Origin of the sequence: Butyrivibrio sp. INlla14, assembly GCF_900102515.1 — a bacterium.
Lineage (GTDB): Bacteria > Bacillota > Clostridia > Lachnospirales > Lachnospiraceae > Butyrivibrio.
The window spans coordinates 125,831-142,719 of record NZ_FMVS01000003.1 but is presented as its reverse complement, the minus strand read 5'-3'; the positions used below and the strand labels follow the sequence as shown (position 1 = coordinate 142,719).

14 protein-coding genes and 1 tRNA gene are annotated in these 16,889 nt (G+C 37.2%); 11 read left to right on the top strand and 4 right to left on the bottom strand.

The genetic code is table 11. The annotated features are described in order from the left end of the window. Window positions 1–81 precede the first annotated feature (81 nt). The 8 genes from BLO53_RS01925 (at window position 82) to BLO53_RS01890 (ending at window position 8,634) form a co-directional block, all read left to right on the top strand. Complete coding sequence (locus BLO53_RS01925; protein WP_207648455.1) at window positions 82–723, top strand: CDP-archaeol synthase; 642 nt, start codon at window positions 82–84, stop codon at window positions 721–723. A 9-nt stretch (window positions 724–732) separates the two neighbouring features. Next, on the top strand, window positions 733–2,547 hold the full coding sequence (locus tag BLO53_RS01920) for a PEP/pyruvate-binding domain-containing protein (RefSeq protein ID WP_092058717.1): 1,815 nt from the start codon (window positions 733–735) through the stop codon (window positions 2,545–2,547). 23 nt (window positions 2,548–2,570) lie between these two features. Continuing rightward, window positions 2,571–3,113 (top strand): CDP-alcohol phosphatidyltransferase family protein, encoded by a 543-nt coding sequence (locus BLO53_RS01915; RefSeq protein WP_092058715.1) that lies wholly within the window; start codon window positions 2,571–2,573, stop codon window positions 3,111–3,113. Beyond that, window positions 3,110–3,973 carry a phosphatidylserine decarboxylase gene (locus BLO53_RS01910; RefSeq protein WP_092058713.1) on the top strand — a complete coding sequence of 288 codons (864 nt, stop codon included), beginning with the start codon at window positions 3,110–3,112 and terminating at the stop codon, window positions 3,971–3,973. Before BLO53_RS01915 ends, BLO53_RS01910 begins: the two co-directional genes overlap by 4 nt. Continuing rightward, on the top strand, window positions 3,967–4,866 hold the full coding sequence (locus tag BLO53_RS01905; RefSeq protein WP_092058711.1) for a UbiA family prenyltransferase: 900 nt from the start codon (window positions 3,967–3,969) through the stop codon (window positions 4,864–4,866). The genes BLO53_RS01910 and BLO53_RS01905 overlap by 7 nt, the downstream gene beginning before the upstream one ends. 7 nt (window positions 4,867–4,873) lie before the next feature. Further along, complete coding sequence (locus tag BLO53_RS01900) at window positions 4,874–7,255, top strand: PEP/pyruvate-binding domain-containing protein (RefSeq protein ID WP_092058709.1); 2,382 nt, start codon at window positions 4,874–4,876, stop codon at window positions 7,253–7,255. Beyond that, window positions 7,242–8,330, top strand: a complete 1,089-nt coding sequence (locus BLO53_RS01895) for a hypothetical protein (protein WP_092058707.1) — start codon at window positions 7,242–7,244, stop codon at window positions 8,328–8,330. Before BLO53_RS01900 ends, BLO53_RS01895 begins: the two co-directional genes overlap by 14 nt. Before the next feature lie 230 nt (window positions 8,331–8,560). Beyond that, a tRNA-Arg gene (locus BLO53_RS01890) sits at window positions 8,561–8,634 on the top strand. A gap of 14 nt (window positions 8,635–8,648) precedes the next feature. On the opposite strand, the gene BLO53_RS01885 is transcribed toward BLO53_RS01890, so the two are convergent. The 4 genes from BLO53_RS01885 to BLO53_RS01870 all read right to left on the bottom strand — a co-directional run bounded on the left by BLO53_RS01885 (window position 8,649) and on the right by BLO53_RS01870 (window position 13,226). After that, complete coding sequence (locus BLO53_RS01885) at window positions 8,649–9,932, bottom strand: tyrosine-type recombinase/integrase (protein WP_143003191.1); 1,284 nt, start codon at window positions 9,930–9,932, stop codon at window positions 8,649–8,651. Between the two features lie 108 nt (window positions 9,933–10,040). Beyond that, window positions 10,041–11,396 (bottom strand): virulence-associated E family protein, encoded by a 1,356-nt coding sequence (locus BLO53_RS01880; RefSeq protein WP_242875270.1) that lies wholly within the window; start codon window positions 11,394–11,396, stop codon window positions 10,041–10,043. Then, complete coding sequence (locus BLO53_RS01875) at window positions 11,353–11,985, bottom strand: CHC2 zinc finger domain-containing protein (RefSeq protein WP_092058701.1); 633 nt, start codon at window positions 11,983–11,985, stop codon at window positions 11,353–11,355. The genes BLO53_RS01880 and BLO53_RS01875 overlap by 44 nt, the downstream gene beginning before the upstream one ends. After that, window positions 11,985–13,226 (bottom strand): hypothetical protein, encoded by a 1,242-nt coding sequence (locus BLO53_RS01870; RefSeq protein ID WP_092058699.1) that lies wholly within the window; start codon window positions 13,224–13,226, stop codon window positions 11,985–11,987. The genes BLO53_RS01875 and BLO53_RS01870 overlap by 1 nt, the downstream gene beginning before the upstream one ends. Window positions 13,227–13,740: 514 nt before the next feature. Between BLO53_RS01870 and BLO53_RS01865 the strand changes: the two genes are divergently transcribed. The 3 genes from BLO53_RS01865 to BLO53_RS01855 are packed head-to-tail and all read left to right on the top strand — an operon-like array spanning window position 13,741 to window position 16,876. Further along, window positions 13,741–14,595: a helix-turn-helix domain-containing protein gene (locus BLO53_RS01865; protein WP_092058697.1), complete on the top strand. Its 855-nt coding sequence runs from the start codon at window positions 13,741–13,743 to the stop codon at window positions 14,593–14,595. Beyond that, a complete protein-coding gene (locus BLO53_RS01860) occupies window positions 14,592–15,269 on the top strand; it encodes a sigma-70 family RNA polymerase sigma factor (RefSeq protein ID WP_092058695.1) in 678 nt (225 codons plus the stop codon). The genes BLO53_RS01865 and BLO53_RS01860 overlap by 4 nt, the downstream gene beginning before the upstream one ends. 47 nt (window positions 15,270–15,316) lie before the next feature. Continuing rightward, window positions 15,317–16,876, top strand: a complete 1,560-nt coding sequence (locus tag BLO53_RS01855; protein WP_092058694.1) for an ATP-binding protein — start codon at window positions 15,317–15,319, stop codon at window positions 16,874–16,876. Window positions 16,877–16,889 lie beyond the last annotated feature (13 nt).

The window sequence follows — 16,889 nt, the reverse complement described above, 5'->3', positions numbered from 1 at the left end:
AATGCACCTCGTTTTTTGTTGCACAATACAGGCAAAGTTAATGGATGTCTGAATACCAAGTTATTTGTAGGTCGTAAGGACATGGAACAAGAAAATAGGAATGTCTGTGCGAAGATGAGTAGGGGAAAAATAATGTTGAGAACTGTTTTAAAAATGTATATTACGCTCATCCCGCCTATTTTATCAGGCATGGCAAATATGGCATTTTGTAAATCTGATCTTTTTAAAAGCTTCAAAAAGCCTATAGATGGTGGACGAAAGTTTGTGGATGGAAAGAGAGTATTTGGAGAAAATAAAACCTGGAAAGGTGTGATAGGCTATCTGCTTTTTAATATGATTTTTTATGTTATATGGGGGATGATCTGCAATATATTAAAGATTGAGCATCTGAATTTCTTTTATTATCAGCATTCAAATACGCAACAATTCAATATTCTGATAGGTTTATTACTTGGAATAGCATATTCGTTATTCGAACTTCCTAATAGTTTTATAAAGAGAAGAATGGATATTGTTCCAGGGAAAACAATGAATGGACCACAGAAAGTCTTTTTCATTTTTTTGGATCAGGCAGATTCAATCTTTGGGCTGGCTCTGGTTGTGTGGATGTTCTATGATCTTGGACTTGCGATGTATATAACCTACGTTCTCATAGGAGCGTTTACCCATATAATAGTTAATATTTTTTTATACAAAATAAAATTAAGAAAAAATATGTTTTAGGTAAATAAAGTGGTAGTAGAATTATCAGCTTTTAGTGAAATAAGTAATAAACTTGGGAATAAAGGTAAATCACTGATAGAACTAAAAAAACAAGGATTTAACGTTCCATCGGGTTTTATTATTGATACAGATATTTACGATAAGACAATCAGAGAAAGTCAAATAAGTACAGAGATAGGTAGGCAACTAAAAAATCTTAGCGTATCAAATGTAAAGGAAATCTCTGAAAATATACGTTGTCTATTCGACAAAGTAGCGCTTTCAAAGATAGTTAAAGAAAAGATATCTCTTTTGCTGGAAACAGATAAAAAGTATGCAGTCAGGAGTAGTGCTTCAAAAGAAGATTTGAAGGGATATTCATTTGCTGGGCAGTACGATACTTTTTTAAATGTTACAACAGATAAGATTGAAGAAAATATAATAAATTGCTACAGGTCAATGTTTTCAGAGAACACCCTCAAATATCTTCTTGATAACGGTCTAGATGCACAAAACCTAAAGATGTCAGTAGTAGTGCAGGAGATGGCTGATTCAGAGTTAAGTGGAATCTGTTTTACCATAAATCCACAGACCGGCAAGGATACTGAGATGCTGGTAGAAGTGTCAAAAGGTCTTGGCGAGAATATCGTAAGTGGGAAAAACAGGCCACAACAGTTCCATTATGACTGGTATGAGAATAGACAAGTGGGAGAAAAAGAAAAAAAACCACTTATAAGCTCAGAAAAATTTAAGAACTATGCAAAAGAGTTCCTTAATATACAGCTCTTTTACGGATACCCCTGTGATATTGAATTTGCCATAAAAGATGATGAACTCTATATTCTACAGGCCAGGGCCATAACGAGCATCAAATATTCAGGATTGGAAGCAAACTGGACCACAGCCAATTTCAAGGACGGAGGAGTTTCTGCAAGAGTAAGTAGGCCATACATGTATAGTCTTTATGAGTACATTTGGGAATATACTCTTAGGAAATATCTAATTGAGAGTAGGATTCTGCAAAAAGGCGAAATTGATAAGAAGCTAATAAATAGGTTTTATGGAAGATGCTATTGGAATACATCAACTGTAAAAAGAGCTATGAGCCAGGTAATTGGCTATAAAGAAAGAGACTTTGATAATGAATACGGAATTAAGGGTGAGTATGAGGGTGATGGCAAGATCACAAGACTCACGCCCAAAACCGGGATAAAAATGCTGAGGATTGCGCTTGGCCATATAAAAGTAAAAAGAGAGCGCTCGAAAAATTATGACAAGCTTAAAGGAGCGCTTCTAACAGATTTTTACAAATATAAGAAAAAATATGATGAGCATGGCATAAAAGATATAAAGTCTGAGTATATCGATATAACAAAGACTGCATATCTAAAAAGCGAGTCGACATACTTTTGGCAGGTCTTTCTTAACACAGTACAGGAGGCAGTTTTCAAAAGCCAGCTGCTAAAAATAGTTTCTAAAAGTGAGTATTTAACGCTTCTTGGAAATCTTGAGGATGTATCTCACATGAGACCTTTTTATGAGATATGGGAGTTATCAAGAGGCATAAGATTAGACCCAGAAGCTATGAGTGTATGGAAAGACTCATCAGATGAAGAACTGTTAAATAAGTTTCATGAAAAAGAAGACAAGTACATGAAACAGGCCGCCAAAATAATAGACAGATATGGCTATCATTCAGGCAGGGAACTGGATGTGACATACCCTTGCTATTATGAAGATCCGCTTCCAGTCCTTAAGATGATAAAGGATACAATAGCTCTTGATGATACTTATTCTCCTGTTAATGACAAGGAAAAGGTAGAGCAGGAATACTTACTTATATAGGACTTACTATAGCAGTGACTGGAATGGTACTGGCTATAAGTGGAGCAGACATTAAATACGCATTTTTATGCCTTATGCTCTCAGGAATATGTGACCTTTTTGATGGAGCAGTAGCAAGAAAAGTTGATAGAGATGACGAGGAAAAAGCCTTTGGTGTTGAACAAGACTCATTGTGCGATGTCATTTGTTTTGTGGATTTTCCCATAGTTATCCTTACTTCAATGGGCTTTAACAGCATATGGCACATTGCTGCATATGCAGTGTTTGCTATATGTGGAGTAGCAAGACTTGGCTACTTTAACATTAAGACAGCTGATATTAACAAACCAGCCAAGTACTTCACAGGTGTTCCTGTAACATATTCAGCACTGATATTTCCTGTCTTATACCTGGTCAGCTTTGTGATGCCAAAAGAGATATTTGAAGTATTTGTAGTTTTGTTCGTTCTGACAAAAGCATTTTTTGAAATTCTAAACATAAATGTTCCTAAGCCAGGAAAAATCTCATATGTTGTATTTTCTCTGCTTGGAATCGCCATGATCTCAATATATTTGGTGGTGCTATGAAATACTATGACAGAAGATCAGGACAATATGTCGAGGAAAAAGAATCAGGACAAAAGGCACTAGATTTTTTATATAAAAACCCCTTTGGCAGACTAGTTCTTAAACTGGCAATAAATCCTGCTATTTCAAAGGTTTATGGAGTTTTCAACAATAGCTCTTTTAGCGCCAAAAAGATAGATAAATTTATTACAGATAATGGCATAGACATGAGGGATTTTGAGAAAAGAAAATTCACATCCTTCAATGATTTTTTTACCAGAAAACTATCTGACGGAGCAAGGGAAATCTGCATGGAAAAAGAAAGCTTCATTTCTCCATGTGACTCAAAACTTCTTGCTTATAAGATCACAGAAGATCTAATGGTGGACATTAAGGGAAGTACATATAATCTTGCTGAACTTGTTGGAAATAAAATAGACACCAGTTCTTTTAACGGGGGATGGTGCCTGATATTCAGATTATGCGTGGATGATTATCACAGATATATCTATCTTGATGATGGAAGACTTGATAAAACCCTTGAAATTCAAGGAAAGCTCCATACTGTAAGGTCAATTTCAAAAGATTACAGAATATATAAAGAAAACTCAAGAACAGTCAGTCTTTTGCATACAGAGAATTTCGGGGAAATAATTCAGATTGAAGTTGGGGCCATGTTCATCGGGAAAGTGACAAATAACAACAAAGAAAACTTCAAAAAAGGCGATGAAAAAGGATTTTTCGAGTTTGGCGGTTCAACAATTGCTGTACTTGTACAGGATAAAAAGATAGAACTTCACCAGGATATCATTGATAACAGCAGAAATGATATAGAATCAAAAGTTCGTTGTGGTGAAGTGATAGGGAGGAAGATATGTTAAAAAGGCTGCACATTTATTTTAAGGAAAGATATCCAATTATTCCAAGACTGATCCTTGGATTCATTGTGTTTATGGAGATTCATTTTATTATTCTCCTGAACGAAGGAATAACTACCTTTAACATAGGAATTCAGGAATTTGTTGGAGCATATACGGTATTTGCTTTTTTGTTATGGCTTAGAATTGCCGATGACCTCAAGGATTATGAGACAGACAGCGTCCTTTTTCCAGACAGGCCGCTTCCCTCAGGAAGAGTAAAAAGAAAAGATGTAATGATCATCTGCACAATAGTTGAGGCAATAGCTGTTATTTTAAATGTACTGTTCATGAATAACCTCCTGTTCTTCGTTATCCTGTATTTTTATGGATACCTTATGAGCAAATGGTTTTTCCAGAAAGCCAAGATACAGCCATGTCTGCCACTTGCGCTTGTTACACATAATCCGGTCCAGATGTTTATAAATCTATACATTATTTCTTTTACCGTACTTAAATACAATGTAAGAGCCATCAGTATCTACACAATCATGACACTATGGACACTGTATTTTCCAGCACTTATCTGGGAAATTGCAAGAAAAATACGAGCACCCAAGGACGAAACAGATTACGTTACTTACTCAAAGCTGTTTGGATACAAAAAGAGCACAAGATTTATCCTTATTCTGACAATTGTCGATATTATCACAAATATTATTTTGGTATTTAATTTGAATAAGATTTCTGTTATAGTACTAATAATTTTAGTCTCATGGATGACATTAAAATTTATTCAGTTCATGCGTGATCCAGAACAGTTCAAGGTTGTTGATAAAGTAGAGAGATATACATACTTGCAGGAATCAACTATGCTGATCACCGTTGCTGTATTTTTAATTATCGGAAGGATCTGATCAACATATGCTGAGCAAAAAGGCGGCAAATTTAATCACACTGAGGGAGAGGAATATCAATGTTCCTCCCTTTGTTGTGGTTTCATATGACGAGGTAAAGAAGGCTGGAGGAGTAGAGAAATATCACTTCAAAAACCCATTTCTCGAAAATGCAGAGGGCGAGTATTACGCTGTCAGAAGCGCTTGTTCCTTGGAAGATAATAAGGATGCGAGCTTTGCAGGCCAGTTTGACACTTACCTCAACGTGGCTTGGAATGACATAGATGCAATGATCACCAAGTGCTACAAGTCACTTACAAATGATTGTGTAAAGAGCTATCTAAAGAGTAAAAAGATATCTGCATCAAACATAAAGATGGATGTAATAGTCCAGAAGATGGTTGATGCTGATTTTGCAGGAGTTATCTTTACAGCAAATCCACAGGGAATACTAAACGAAACTGTTATAAGTGTTTCAAGAGGGCTTGGTGAGGGCGTTGTCGCCGATAAAGCTGATAGTGTGACCTATTACTATAATCTAACCGATAATATTTATTATTCTGAGGGAAAAGAGAATCTTCTATCATATGACTTTGTAACAAGACTCATAGATATAACTAGCCAGATAAAAGATATATTTGGAGACTATCTTGATATAGAGTTTGCTATAAAAGATGGAGAAATTTTTATTCTTCAAACCCGCGATATAACCACCATAAAAGGGGAAAAGCCTCTTATTTTTGACAATAGTAATATCGTGGAAAGTTATCCGGGATTATCACTGCCCCTGACAGAGTCTTTCGTTGACGTGGTTTACAGCGGAGTATTTAGAGGCGTCTGCAAAAGAATTCTCAAAGACGACAGGGAATTATCCAAATTTGAAGAAAACGTAAACAACATGGTAGGTCATGTAAATGGAAGAGTGTATTACAAAATCAGCAATTGGTACGCTCTATTAAAGTGCCTTCCCTTTAATAGCTTTATTATTCCAGTCTGGCAGGAAATGCTGGGAGTAAAAAATAAAAGCTATGATAAAGGCTATGTGAAGCAGTCTCCATTTATGAGAGCAAAGATATACCGAAATACTTTATCAGAGCTTAGAAAAGTTCCTCAGCAAATGGAAAATCTTGCTGCAGAGTTTGAGAAGATAAACAAAAGCTTTTATGAAAAAGATATCAATAATCTGTCATCAAAAGAGCTGAAAGCTATATATGAAGAATTAAAGATCAAACTCTTGGATATATGGGATATAACTCTTTTGAATGATCTTTATGCCTTTGTATATACAGGACTTTTGAAAAAGAGACTAAAAAGAAAATATAAGAAAAATGATGACAGTGTAAATGCCTATATTTCAGGCATTTCAAATATTGAAAGCCTTAAACCAATAAAAGAAATGATTGCTCTTGCCATGAATAAAGGCTGGATGGAGCCTTCACAATATGAGATGGCCAAGCAGGCTTATATTTCTGAATACGGAGACAGAAACCTCGAGGAATTAAAACTGGAGAGTAAGACCTTTAGGACTAATCCTGAGCTTCTTGATAAGAGAATTGACGAATATAGGGAAGATTTAGATAAACTATTCGATGTATATCAGGATATGAATGCCAAAAAACAATGGGCTGAAACGGAAAAATTTGATGAGTATACAACAAAACTCATAAAACGCTGCACCCTTGGCATTGCAAACAGAGAGTCTTCAAGGCTAAACAGAACCAGAATTTTTGGTATTGTAAGAACTATCTTTTTACAGATTGGCAAGAATCTTGCCGATAAAGGTATTATTGAGAGCCAAAGAGATATCTTTTACCTTACAATCGATGAAATCTGGGATCTTGTTGAAAGTGATTCTGGTACATTATCAGAAGAATGTGACACAGAGAAGAATTTGACGAGGAACGCTGGAAATACAGAAGCTAGCGCAGGTATCAAGTACCTGATCCATAACCGCAAAGAGGATTACAAATTCTTTGAAAAATTACCGGCCTACACCAGGATTATCTTTGAGGTAAAAGAGTTTGATAAAAAGTGCGCCAGAGTTTCTCTTCACAAGAACTCTTTTGACGGAAAAAAACTCCAGGGAGTGCCTTGCTCAAATGGCGTTGTAACGGGAGAAGCGCTGGTTGTTACAGATGTAAATGCAAGACAGGATGTTAAGGATAAGATACTGATAACGGCAATGACAGATCCTGGCTGGGTTTTCCTTCTTGCAACAGCCAAGGGAGTGATTGCGCAGAAAGGTTCTATCCTCTCGCATACAGCTATTATCTCAAGAGAGCTTGGAATTCCTTCTATTGTGGGTGTAGACAATGTTCTTAGTGCCATCCATTCAGGAGACATGATAACGATGAATGGAAATACTGGAGAAATACAGATTCTGAAAGAAGTTAAAGATGTCGCAAGTTAAGAAATTTGAACTTGTTAAATTTGAAAAAGAAAAAAAGTATGTGAACGACTTTATAAGTCTTCCCAAGAGACTTTATTCTTCCAGGGATAACATGGAAGATCCAGAGCAGATGAGGAAAATACTGCTCGGAGAGCATCCACTTAGCAAGGATTTCAGGCTGGCTAAGTTTCTCGTATACGAAAAGTCTCTTGGTAAGGTAGTTGGCCGTTTTGCTATAACAACATATGATAACGATGATAATGCATATATAGGCTTTTTTGAGTGCGTTGATGATGATCAGGTAGCAGCTTTTCTTTTTAAAAAAGCAGATGACTTCTGCAAAGAGCTTGGATATCACAAGATAGTTGGTCCTGTTGATGCATCTTTTTGGATCAAGTACAGACTTAAGGTCAATAGATTTGAAGGAAGGCCTTATACGGGAGAGCCCTACAATAAGGACTATTACCTGAAACTTTTTACAGATAATGGCTATCAAGTGGCGGAGCGCTATATCTCAAGCGATTATGAAGTCATAAAAAAGGATTATGTAAGTCCCAAGCTCAAAAAAAGATATGATGAGTTCATGGCTAAAGGGTATGAGATTATCAGCCCTACCAAGGATACCTATGATGAGATAATAGGTGATGTTTACAGACTGATCACAGAGCTATATAGTTCTTTTCCTGTGTACAAGCATATTGACGAGGATGTCTTTAGGGAGATGTTCAATTCATATAAGTCAATCATGTACATGGATGTGACCAAGATTGTTTACTACAAGGGCAAGGCGGTAGCCTTCTATGTCAACATTCCAGACTACGGAAATACAGTGTATCACCTGAATCTGCCTAATATTCTGAAATTACTCAGAAACAGGAAAAAGCCAAAGAGAATTATCCTGCTATATATGGGAGTTGAGAAAGAGCACCTGGGGCTTGGCGCAGCACTGATCTACGCTATACAGGAAGAACTAAAAAAGCTGAAAACACCAAGTATCGGAGCCCTCTGTAGACAAGGCAAAATAACACAGTTTTACGAAAGTAATCTAATGACAGACACCTACGAGTATGTGCTTTTAAGCAAGGATAATGTATAAAGCAAGTTGAACATTAAAGATGACTGTGTTAAAATAACTAGGCGCGCATATATGCGCGCCATATATTTGTTTCCGTAGCTCAGCAGGATAGAGCGTTCGCCTCCTAAGCGGAAGTTAAAGGCCTAAAAACCGCATAAATAGGGGAATCTTGAGAAGCTCAAGTGAGTGAGTTTGAGTGAGTAAAACTAAATAAGGATAACAAAGAATACATAGTATTCTTTTGTTTATAAGTCCACGTAGCTCAGCTGGATAGAGCACCGCCCTCCTAAGGCGGGTGTCGGAGGTTCGAATCCTCTCGTGGACGCTGTGAGGAGCCTATCAGGGCTCCTCTTTATTTTGTGTTAGGCGCTCTTTTATATCGTTCAGCTTTCTTTTGTCAGTCAAAGAATAGTGTGCTTCATTGGTCTGAACTTCATGTCCTAAGATTAGGGCTCTGTCAGAAGCAGAAAAGCCCATTTCAATCAGCCTTGAATTAAAAGCCATACGAAAAGCATGATTATTAGTCGGTACACAGCCAAGTCTCTTGCAACGTTTCCTAAGGTTGTGCACATACCCATCGGTTGGAACCATATTGGAGCAGTTTGCATCATGAAAAAGATATTGTGATTCACCTGGAATAGCCATCGCTAGGCTAATCACACGTCTTGCATCCTCTGTTATTGGAATAAATCTTCCATTATGAGGATGCATGCGCTCATCTTTGGTATATCCAACCTCAACCAGTCTGTTATGATCACCTTCAGATTCTTTTATCTGCTGTCTGTGAACATGGATAAAATCATCCCCTATATCCTCAACATGCAAAGCAGAAAGCTCTCCGGCTCTCATACCGGTTTCCTTGGCAAGAAGCGACATTAAAACTCTAGGATTGTCCAGATACTTATTAGCATCTTCCGTTATCAAGGCAAGTTCTTCAGTTGAAAATGCTTTTTCCTCATCAGTCTTGGCATGCTGGTCACACTGCTTGTAATAATCCTGAGCTTCTATATAACGAACCGGATTATCAAAGCATAGTTTCTTCTTAATACCATATTCAAAGACAGCACCTAGAGATTGAATCATTCTTTTAATAAAGGTTGGCTTAGGATTATTGGGAAGAAGCTCAGTAACAATAAATCTTCTGATATCTTCATCAGTGATTTCATTGATATCCATTTCAAGAAGCGTCTTTGATACATGCTTAAAACGGGTACGGTCAGTAATAATAGTTTTATCACGCCGATTTAAGCAGTTCTTCTTATAGTCCATAAACAGTTCAAAGACCTGTTCCAGAGTTTTTACCTTATTTTCCTCTTCATAATAGAAATCATATAGCTTTTCTATAAGCTTATATTCTGTACTGGATGTGATCTCCTTTCTTTTTGAATCAACATACACGTAAGTCTTATAACATCCGTTTTTCCAGCTCTTGCTTGGAGGTAACTGGAAAATTGCTCTAGAATGTTTTGACTTTACATAGTTACGTTTCGCCTCTGTAATCATTTCATTTACCTTGGCGCTTTCCATACCACAGCTAAATAATAGCTGTAAATCCCTCGGACGTAAAGTAGTATTATCATCAAGAATGATTGGTCTATCGTCTTTAATATTTTGTAAATTCAATAGTTTGTCTCCTTTTTTACATAAAAAAGCAACCAACAACAGCAACCTTCCAAAAAAGTTTTTTGGTTAGTTGCTGTAATTGGTTGCTACATTAGTAGTTGCGATTATTTAGTTGTTAAATGGTATTTCCATTTGTTCGGGAGCTTCTATAAAGCATTCATCCGAAATGGAATCATTTTTTCTTCGCCATGCACGGACTCGTCCATATTTGGATACAGTTCGCGTTCCAATCGCTTCCCAATCAGGATTGTGATGCATAATTTCAGATATTTTGTTAGAATCGCTTTTCTTCAGCTGATCATATTGAGAATATCCAAGAGCCTCAAATGCGAGCATTTTTACGCATACATATTTCTCATGAGTGTTGGAAAGGAAGAATTCTATCGATTCCTGATCATTATCTTCAGGAGTAAATCGTTGCTGATACTTAGCCAGTTCAGAATCAAGATGTTTTGGAAGGGTAAGAGAAAAATTGCCGCTTCGGTAGATTTCCATAACTTCTGCCAAGACCTGTAATATATAGTTTCTGGAGTATTCCTCATCAGCAAGAATGTGCACCTCGGCCTTATCTCCATGAGTCTCAATAGGAATGATTCTCCTGTTTCCACTCTTATCCATAGGAAGAATCTCAAGCTTATTTGATGTTCCTCCAAAGACGCACTGCCTCTTAGGATCCTTGGGATGTTTAGAATAAGGCGTTCGATAAGTGTCCTTTTGTCGGCTCAAGAAATTTTTAATATCTTCATCATGCTTTGAGTTAAGCATAGTAAGCATTTCAGCCATTTCAATGAACCAATGGCTTTGAAGCTTTACTACAACCTTTTCATCATCAAGACGCCTTAAATCATCTGAAAACCATTCATCCTTAATTGCAAGGAATCTGAAAAACGTTGATTTGCCAATACCTTGATCCCCTACAAGACATAAAAATATTTCAAATTTACATCCGGGGGTAAACACTCTGCTAACTGCACCCAGCAAGAAAATCTTCAGGGATTCTGTGACAAGTTCTGTTTTTTCAACACCATAAAAATGAGTCAACATATTTTCTAGGCGAGGCATTCCATCCCATACAAGACTGTTAAGAATATCTTTGATTGGGTGGTATCTGTTTTCGTTAGCCACGACCTGAATAGCTTTTTCTAGTGCGCTGTTATAGCTGATTCCGTAATTCTCTTCTATATAAAGAGCGATATATGCCATATCAGTGTCATCCAAAGTATCTTGTTCACGCTTCCAACCAAGATCTCTAACAACATCAATTCTTCCGGTAAATTCATTCAGTCGAATTGCCCCTATAAAAAAAGGATCCTGTTTCAAGATCCTTACTACATTTGCCAAGGTTGCTTTTGGGTTTCCTTTCTCATTTAGTTCAAGAGTCTCTCTAAGACTTTCAACCGGTAATAGTTCTTTACCTACCTCATCTAGCTGCTCTTTGCTGAGCATTGGTAATTTCTCGTTCATATTTGCTAATTATCTCCTCTCTTTTTTTGTAAATTTCAAAAATATCATCGTCGTTACCGAAATCAATGACTTCCAGAATATAGCCAACTTGATCAATAAACTTAGCAGCGACAATATATCTCTCATCGATAGTTCCGGCATTCCATTCATCTTCTGTTGGTGCATATTCAAGATTCCAGTAATGGAAGGTTTGAAAGAAATCAGACAGCTTCAATCGAAACTGTCTGATTTCTTCTGCATAAGCACGTCTCACTTTATTTTCATGTTCTTTAGCTTTGGCTAGGCGAATTCTTGCATTACGTTCTTTTGCTGATTCTTTCTTTTGGAAATCAACAGTCAAATTAAAATCTTCAGCAATCTTAATTGCAGCATCTATAGTTCTCAGTCCAAACATCTTCGCTACAAAGTCAACTGCATCTCCATCTTCCTGACAGCCAAAACAATGAAATCTTTTATCAAGTTTCAAACTTGGATGTCGGTCATTGTGAAATGGACAACAGGCCATTCCGTTATGATTGACATGAACTCCGTAGTACTCAGCCGCCTGCCTGGCTGTTACGTTTTCACGAATAACATCGAAAATTCCCATCAGCGCTCCTCCATATCTTTTCTCTTGTTTTTAGAAATAATATTTTTGGAAGAATTGCTTCTATCAACTTCACTTTTGGTTTGTTGAAGTCTTGCTAAAAGAGATTCTTTTGCTGTTTTTGTGATTTCAGTTTTGTTTTTTGATTTCACATCTGGAGAATTTAAGACGCTTCTGACTCTTTCAAGAAGAACGGCTTTGTTACGAGCAAGCTTATCTATAATCACATCCAAAACCTTCTTTACAAGAGTCTTATGCTCCTGAGAATTCTTTCGTTCAGGTGCTGTAAACCATTTTTGATAAGCACTGATAATCTCTATATCCGATTTGACAGTCTCTTCTTTGACGGTGTCAGTAACGACTTCGCATGCCTTTTCATATGCTTTTTCAGCGACATCAGCAGCCAAAGCATCAATATCGGATATTTTTAATAATTGATTCTCAATATAAGCATCATTTGCAGCTATCTCTTCATGCTGCTTGGCTATAATGAAGTCATTTTTTTCCAAATGGGTTTTTCCCTCCAACGGAATTTCCTCAATCGTAATGCCATGCTTTTCTGCAATGTCGATGAAAAGAGATCTGATCTTTGCATCAAATGCCATCTTCCGATTATTGTGCTTACTTTGCTTTTTAGTAGAATCCGGTCTTTCAAATCCAAGAACTTCAAGTGCTTTGTCCTGCTTTGGAAAACTCATTCCATAGTTATCATCTGCAAAGAAAACATGACGTTCGTGGATATGAGGCGTACCTTCATCCATGTGGAGTGCCCAGTCCAAAATTTTGATATTCGAACCGTATCGGCTTTCAATTTCCTGAATCAGTTCAGCTACTACCTGAGTAAACAGTGCAGGATCTTCATGACCATCCTTGGTGCCAAGTTGATAAATGGTTTCTTCAGGACATGTCTTAGGATCTTTCAGGATATCCACAACCTGACGGATTCTTTCAGTGTGCCTTGATTTCACGTGGCGCTCATTTTGGGCATCGATAGAATCACCAAATTTATTTTCATAGAAAGCCCGTTCAATCTCATCAAAGTTAAATTTCCTTTCAGGGCGATTACCATTTTCATCAGCGAAATTAAATCCCTGATAACAATCCCAGTAGACATTAAGAGCACATCTATCTCTATCGATATGCTCTGCATTGTCCAGATCAAAAGACCTGTCGTTGTGGCCGGCTTTAAAAATTCCCTCCTTTCCTTTTCTGCCGTTATGTCTTGTTGCTCTTACTTTTTTCATTAGTTTCCTTCCTTTCTGCCACGAAAAAAGGAACCGGTTTTATCCGATTCCTTCTAAATCAAGTGGCTAAAAAATATTAATAAGTTGCTTTGGATTTCCGGCGAAGCCGCCCCTGTCCGAAGCGTAGCGCGACAGGATATAACCCAATACAATGTGTCGCATGCAACACATCATTGGGCCAAGGTTGCACCTTGGATCTGCCCATGCGCTTCACCCTGGACCCGAGCGGGAGTTTTACCCCTGCACCCCAGCAGGGCTCTGCCCTTGCATCCCGATTGGAGTCTTACTCCAATACCTTGCGTAAGGCTTTGCCTTTACAATCCATCAAAGAGCTGCGCCCTCTGAACACCGCTCTAATTAATTATTCGTATGAAAATGACTAATACCTCATTTTCATAGCAAATTGCATCAATAAGCATTCACTTCGAGAAAATATTGAATGTTCTGATGCAGATTTGCATCCAAATATGATATTATTTCTTTGTATGAATAAACAGAAAGGATCGCTGAATAGATGGGTGAATATTTACCGGGAAATCTTCAAGAGCGTTTAAGAGAACTTAGAGAAGCAAACGGTTATAAGACCAGAGAAAAACTTGCTGAAGCAATTGGTGTTAATAAGACCACATATAGCAGAATTGAAAATGGCTCTACCAAAACTATCAGCAGCGATATTTTAATAAAACTTGCGGAGCTATATAAAGTGCCGACAGATTACATACTTGGGTTGACCAATACTCCTGAAAACACAGGATATGACATTAAAGAGCTTGGTCTGTCAGTTGAAGCTGCCAAAAATTTATATTCAGGAAAAGTCGATCCAAGAGTTGTAAACGAACTGCTTGTCAATGATAAATTTGCAATGGCAACAAAGATGATAGCTACATATTTTTCGGGTGCCATCACACAACTCATTGCTACGCAGAATAAACTTTTGGATTTTTCCTATGATCTTCTGAATGAGTTAACACAAACGGGGAAGGTTCCAAATGATAAAGAAATTCAGCAGACTAAAAAGACATTAAAAGCAGCTAAGTTGCCTGCAGGTAATGTGGAACTTGACAGGATTCAACGGCAATTGATGGCTTCCATTAGAGAAATAAAAAAGAAAGTTGTTGATGAAGTTGCAGAAATAAATAACAACTCTGACATATTGGAATATGAAATTATTGAAAAGGTTAAAAATGAGGCTCTGGCCGTTCCTAACATTCAGAACCTTCCTGAAGATGAAAAGATTAAGATATTAAAGGATGCTGTTATTAAAGGTATTCAGATAGATAAGAATATAAGCGATGAAAAGATGGCAACAATAGAACCGCTGATTGATCAATCAGTTTCTATGATGGCAAAATTATGGAATGAAAAATGACAAACATTAATGAAGTCGATAGTCGCAATCGAAAGCTTTGTGAACTTGCAAAACAAAATGACCTTTTTGCGCAAACAGAGATACTGCTTGCAAATGAAGGACTTATAAAGGGGCTTGCACAGAGTCTAGCAGTTGCCCATGATATTGATATAAATCATTATGCCGGAATTGAGATGGATGATCTGCTTCAGGAAGGCAGGTTTGCTCTACTTGAAGCTGCTAAGAGCTATGATCTAAATTCCCAGACTAAGTTTTCAACATATGCTTACACAGTTGCCGGAAATGCTATGCGTGACTTGTGTAGGAAGGGTGATTCATCCTTTGAAAGGCAACTGGTTAATCACGGCATTGTCCAGGTATTTCTGAATGATAATCCTGTTGACGAAGATGGTGTTCCGGAAGCGGAAAAGATTTCTGATGGAAGAATACATGACCCGGTAGGTGATGAAGCAGTACTTTGTGTCATGATTCAAAAGATGCGAAACCGCCTTGAACTACTACCGGCTCGTGAACGCAGACTTCTTATGTATCGCTACGGTATAGAGTCTCTTGAATATAAGACAATCGAAGAAACAGCAGCTTTTTTCCATCTGACAGAGAAATATTTGCAGATTATAGAAACAAGGGCGCTTGGAGTTTTGCGTGATGGGATGAATGATGGAAAGATAGTCTAAGGAGTCCTTGAATTATATTATATAAGCAGAAGGAGAAACCAAGATAAATGACAATAGATGAAGTATTAGCAAAAGAAGAAAAGCAGATATTTGACAGAAAAAGTATCCATATTAAGCCGGCAGACTTGTCAGACACTCTTTGTGCCTTTGCCAATGCTGATGGTGGAACAGTAGCAATAGGCATTTCTGATAAACATAGACGTATTGAGGGAGTTGATTACTATACGGAGCAATTAAATGAGATCCTTCGTACTCCAATCGATTTTTGTAATCCAACAATTCCAGTAACTACAGAGATGGTGGAATGTGTCAATTATGAAGGAAAGCCTGATCATGTCCTTCTTATGCATATTGAAGCTAGTCCGCAGTTTCATTCTAACCAGGCAGATGATGCATTTATCCGAGTAGGTGATAAAAGTAAAAAGCTGGGGTTTGAGGATCGCATGGCTTTGATGTATGCAAAAGGAGTCCGCTATTATGAGGATGAACCAGTTGCTGATGCTACTGTTGAAGATATAGATCTTGAATTTGTCAGAGATTATTGCAAAAAGATAAAGTATTCCAAGTCACCTGAGGAATATCTTAGGGAAAATAAAAAGTTTATAACTGTAAAAGATGGTAAGGAAAGAGTTTCTGTTGCTGCGATATTGCTATTTGGTAAGAAGCCTCAGGACTATTTCCCACGGGCATTTATAAGGTTTATCAGATATGACGGCATCGAAGCAAAAGTAGGCAAGGATATGAATGTTATTAAGGATGTTATATTTGAGGGTCGTATCCTTGATCAGGTTGAAAAAGCTGTTGAGTTCATTAAGATACAAATGAAAGAAAAGACGTATCTTGGCCATGATGGTATTTTTGTCAATGAAGAAGAATACAGTGAGTTTGTACGTACCGAGATTGTAGTTAATGCAGTAACTCACCGTGACTATGGCATTAAAGGAACTGATATTCAGATAAAAATGTTTGATGATCGTCTCGAAGTAGATAGTCCAGGCACGTTTGCAGGCATGGTTAAAAAAGAAAATATTCGTTATACGCATTTTTCGAGAAATCCTAAAATTGCTGCTTTTCTCAAGGATTATGACTATGTAAAGGAATATGGTGAGGGTGTTGACCGTATGTGTAAGGAGCTGGAAGCTATTGGACTTCCTGATCCGGTATTTAATAACAATACCTTTATACTTAAGACCATTGTAATGAGTTCTTCTTATCAAAAGTTACCGATTGAAACGGCAAAAGTTGCCGATTCAGGCCAAAACTTGCCGATTGACACTACAAAAGTTGCCGATTCAGACCAAAACTTGCCGGTTGATGTAGAAAAATCTGCCGATTCAGATCAAACAACTAAGTTATCAAAGGAATCCTTTATGCAGGCCTATGCTAATAAGGGATATAACGAACCTACAATAAAGAATTTATGTGAGATATATGATAATGTCGAAGCCAATCAGGTTTTTGGAACGACTTATGTAATGAAAACTGTCGAATGCTCAGAAAGAACGGCTAGAAATTTAATTTTAAAGCTTAAGGATATGGAAGTAGTAGTCGCACTTACCGGTAAAGGAAAAGGTATGTACCGACTCAAGTATACTGAGGAAATATAAAAGAACTTAACAA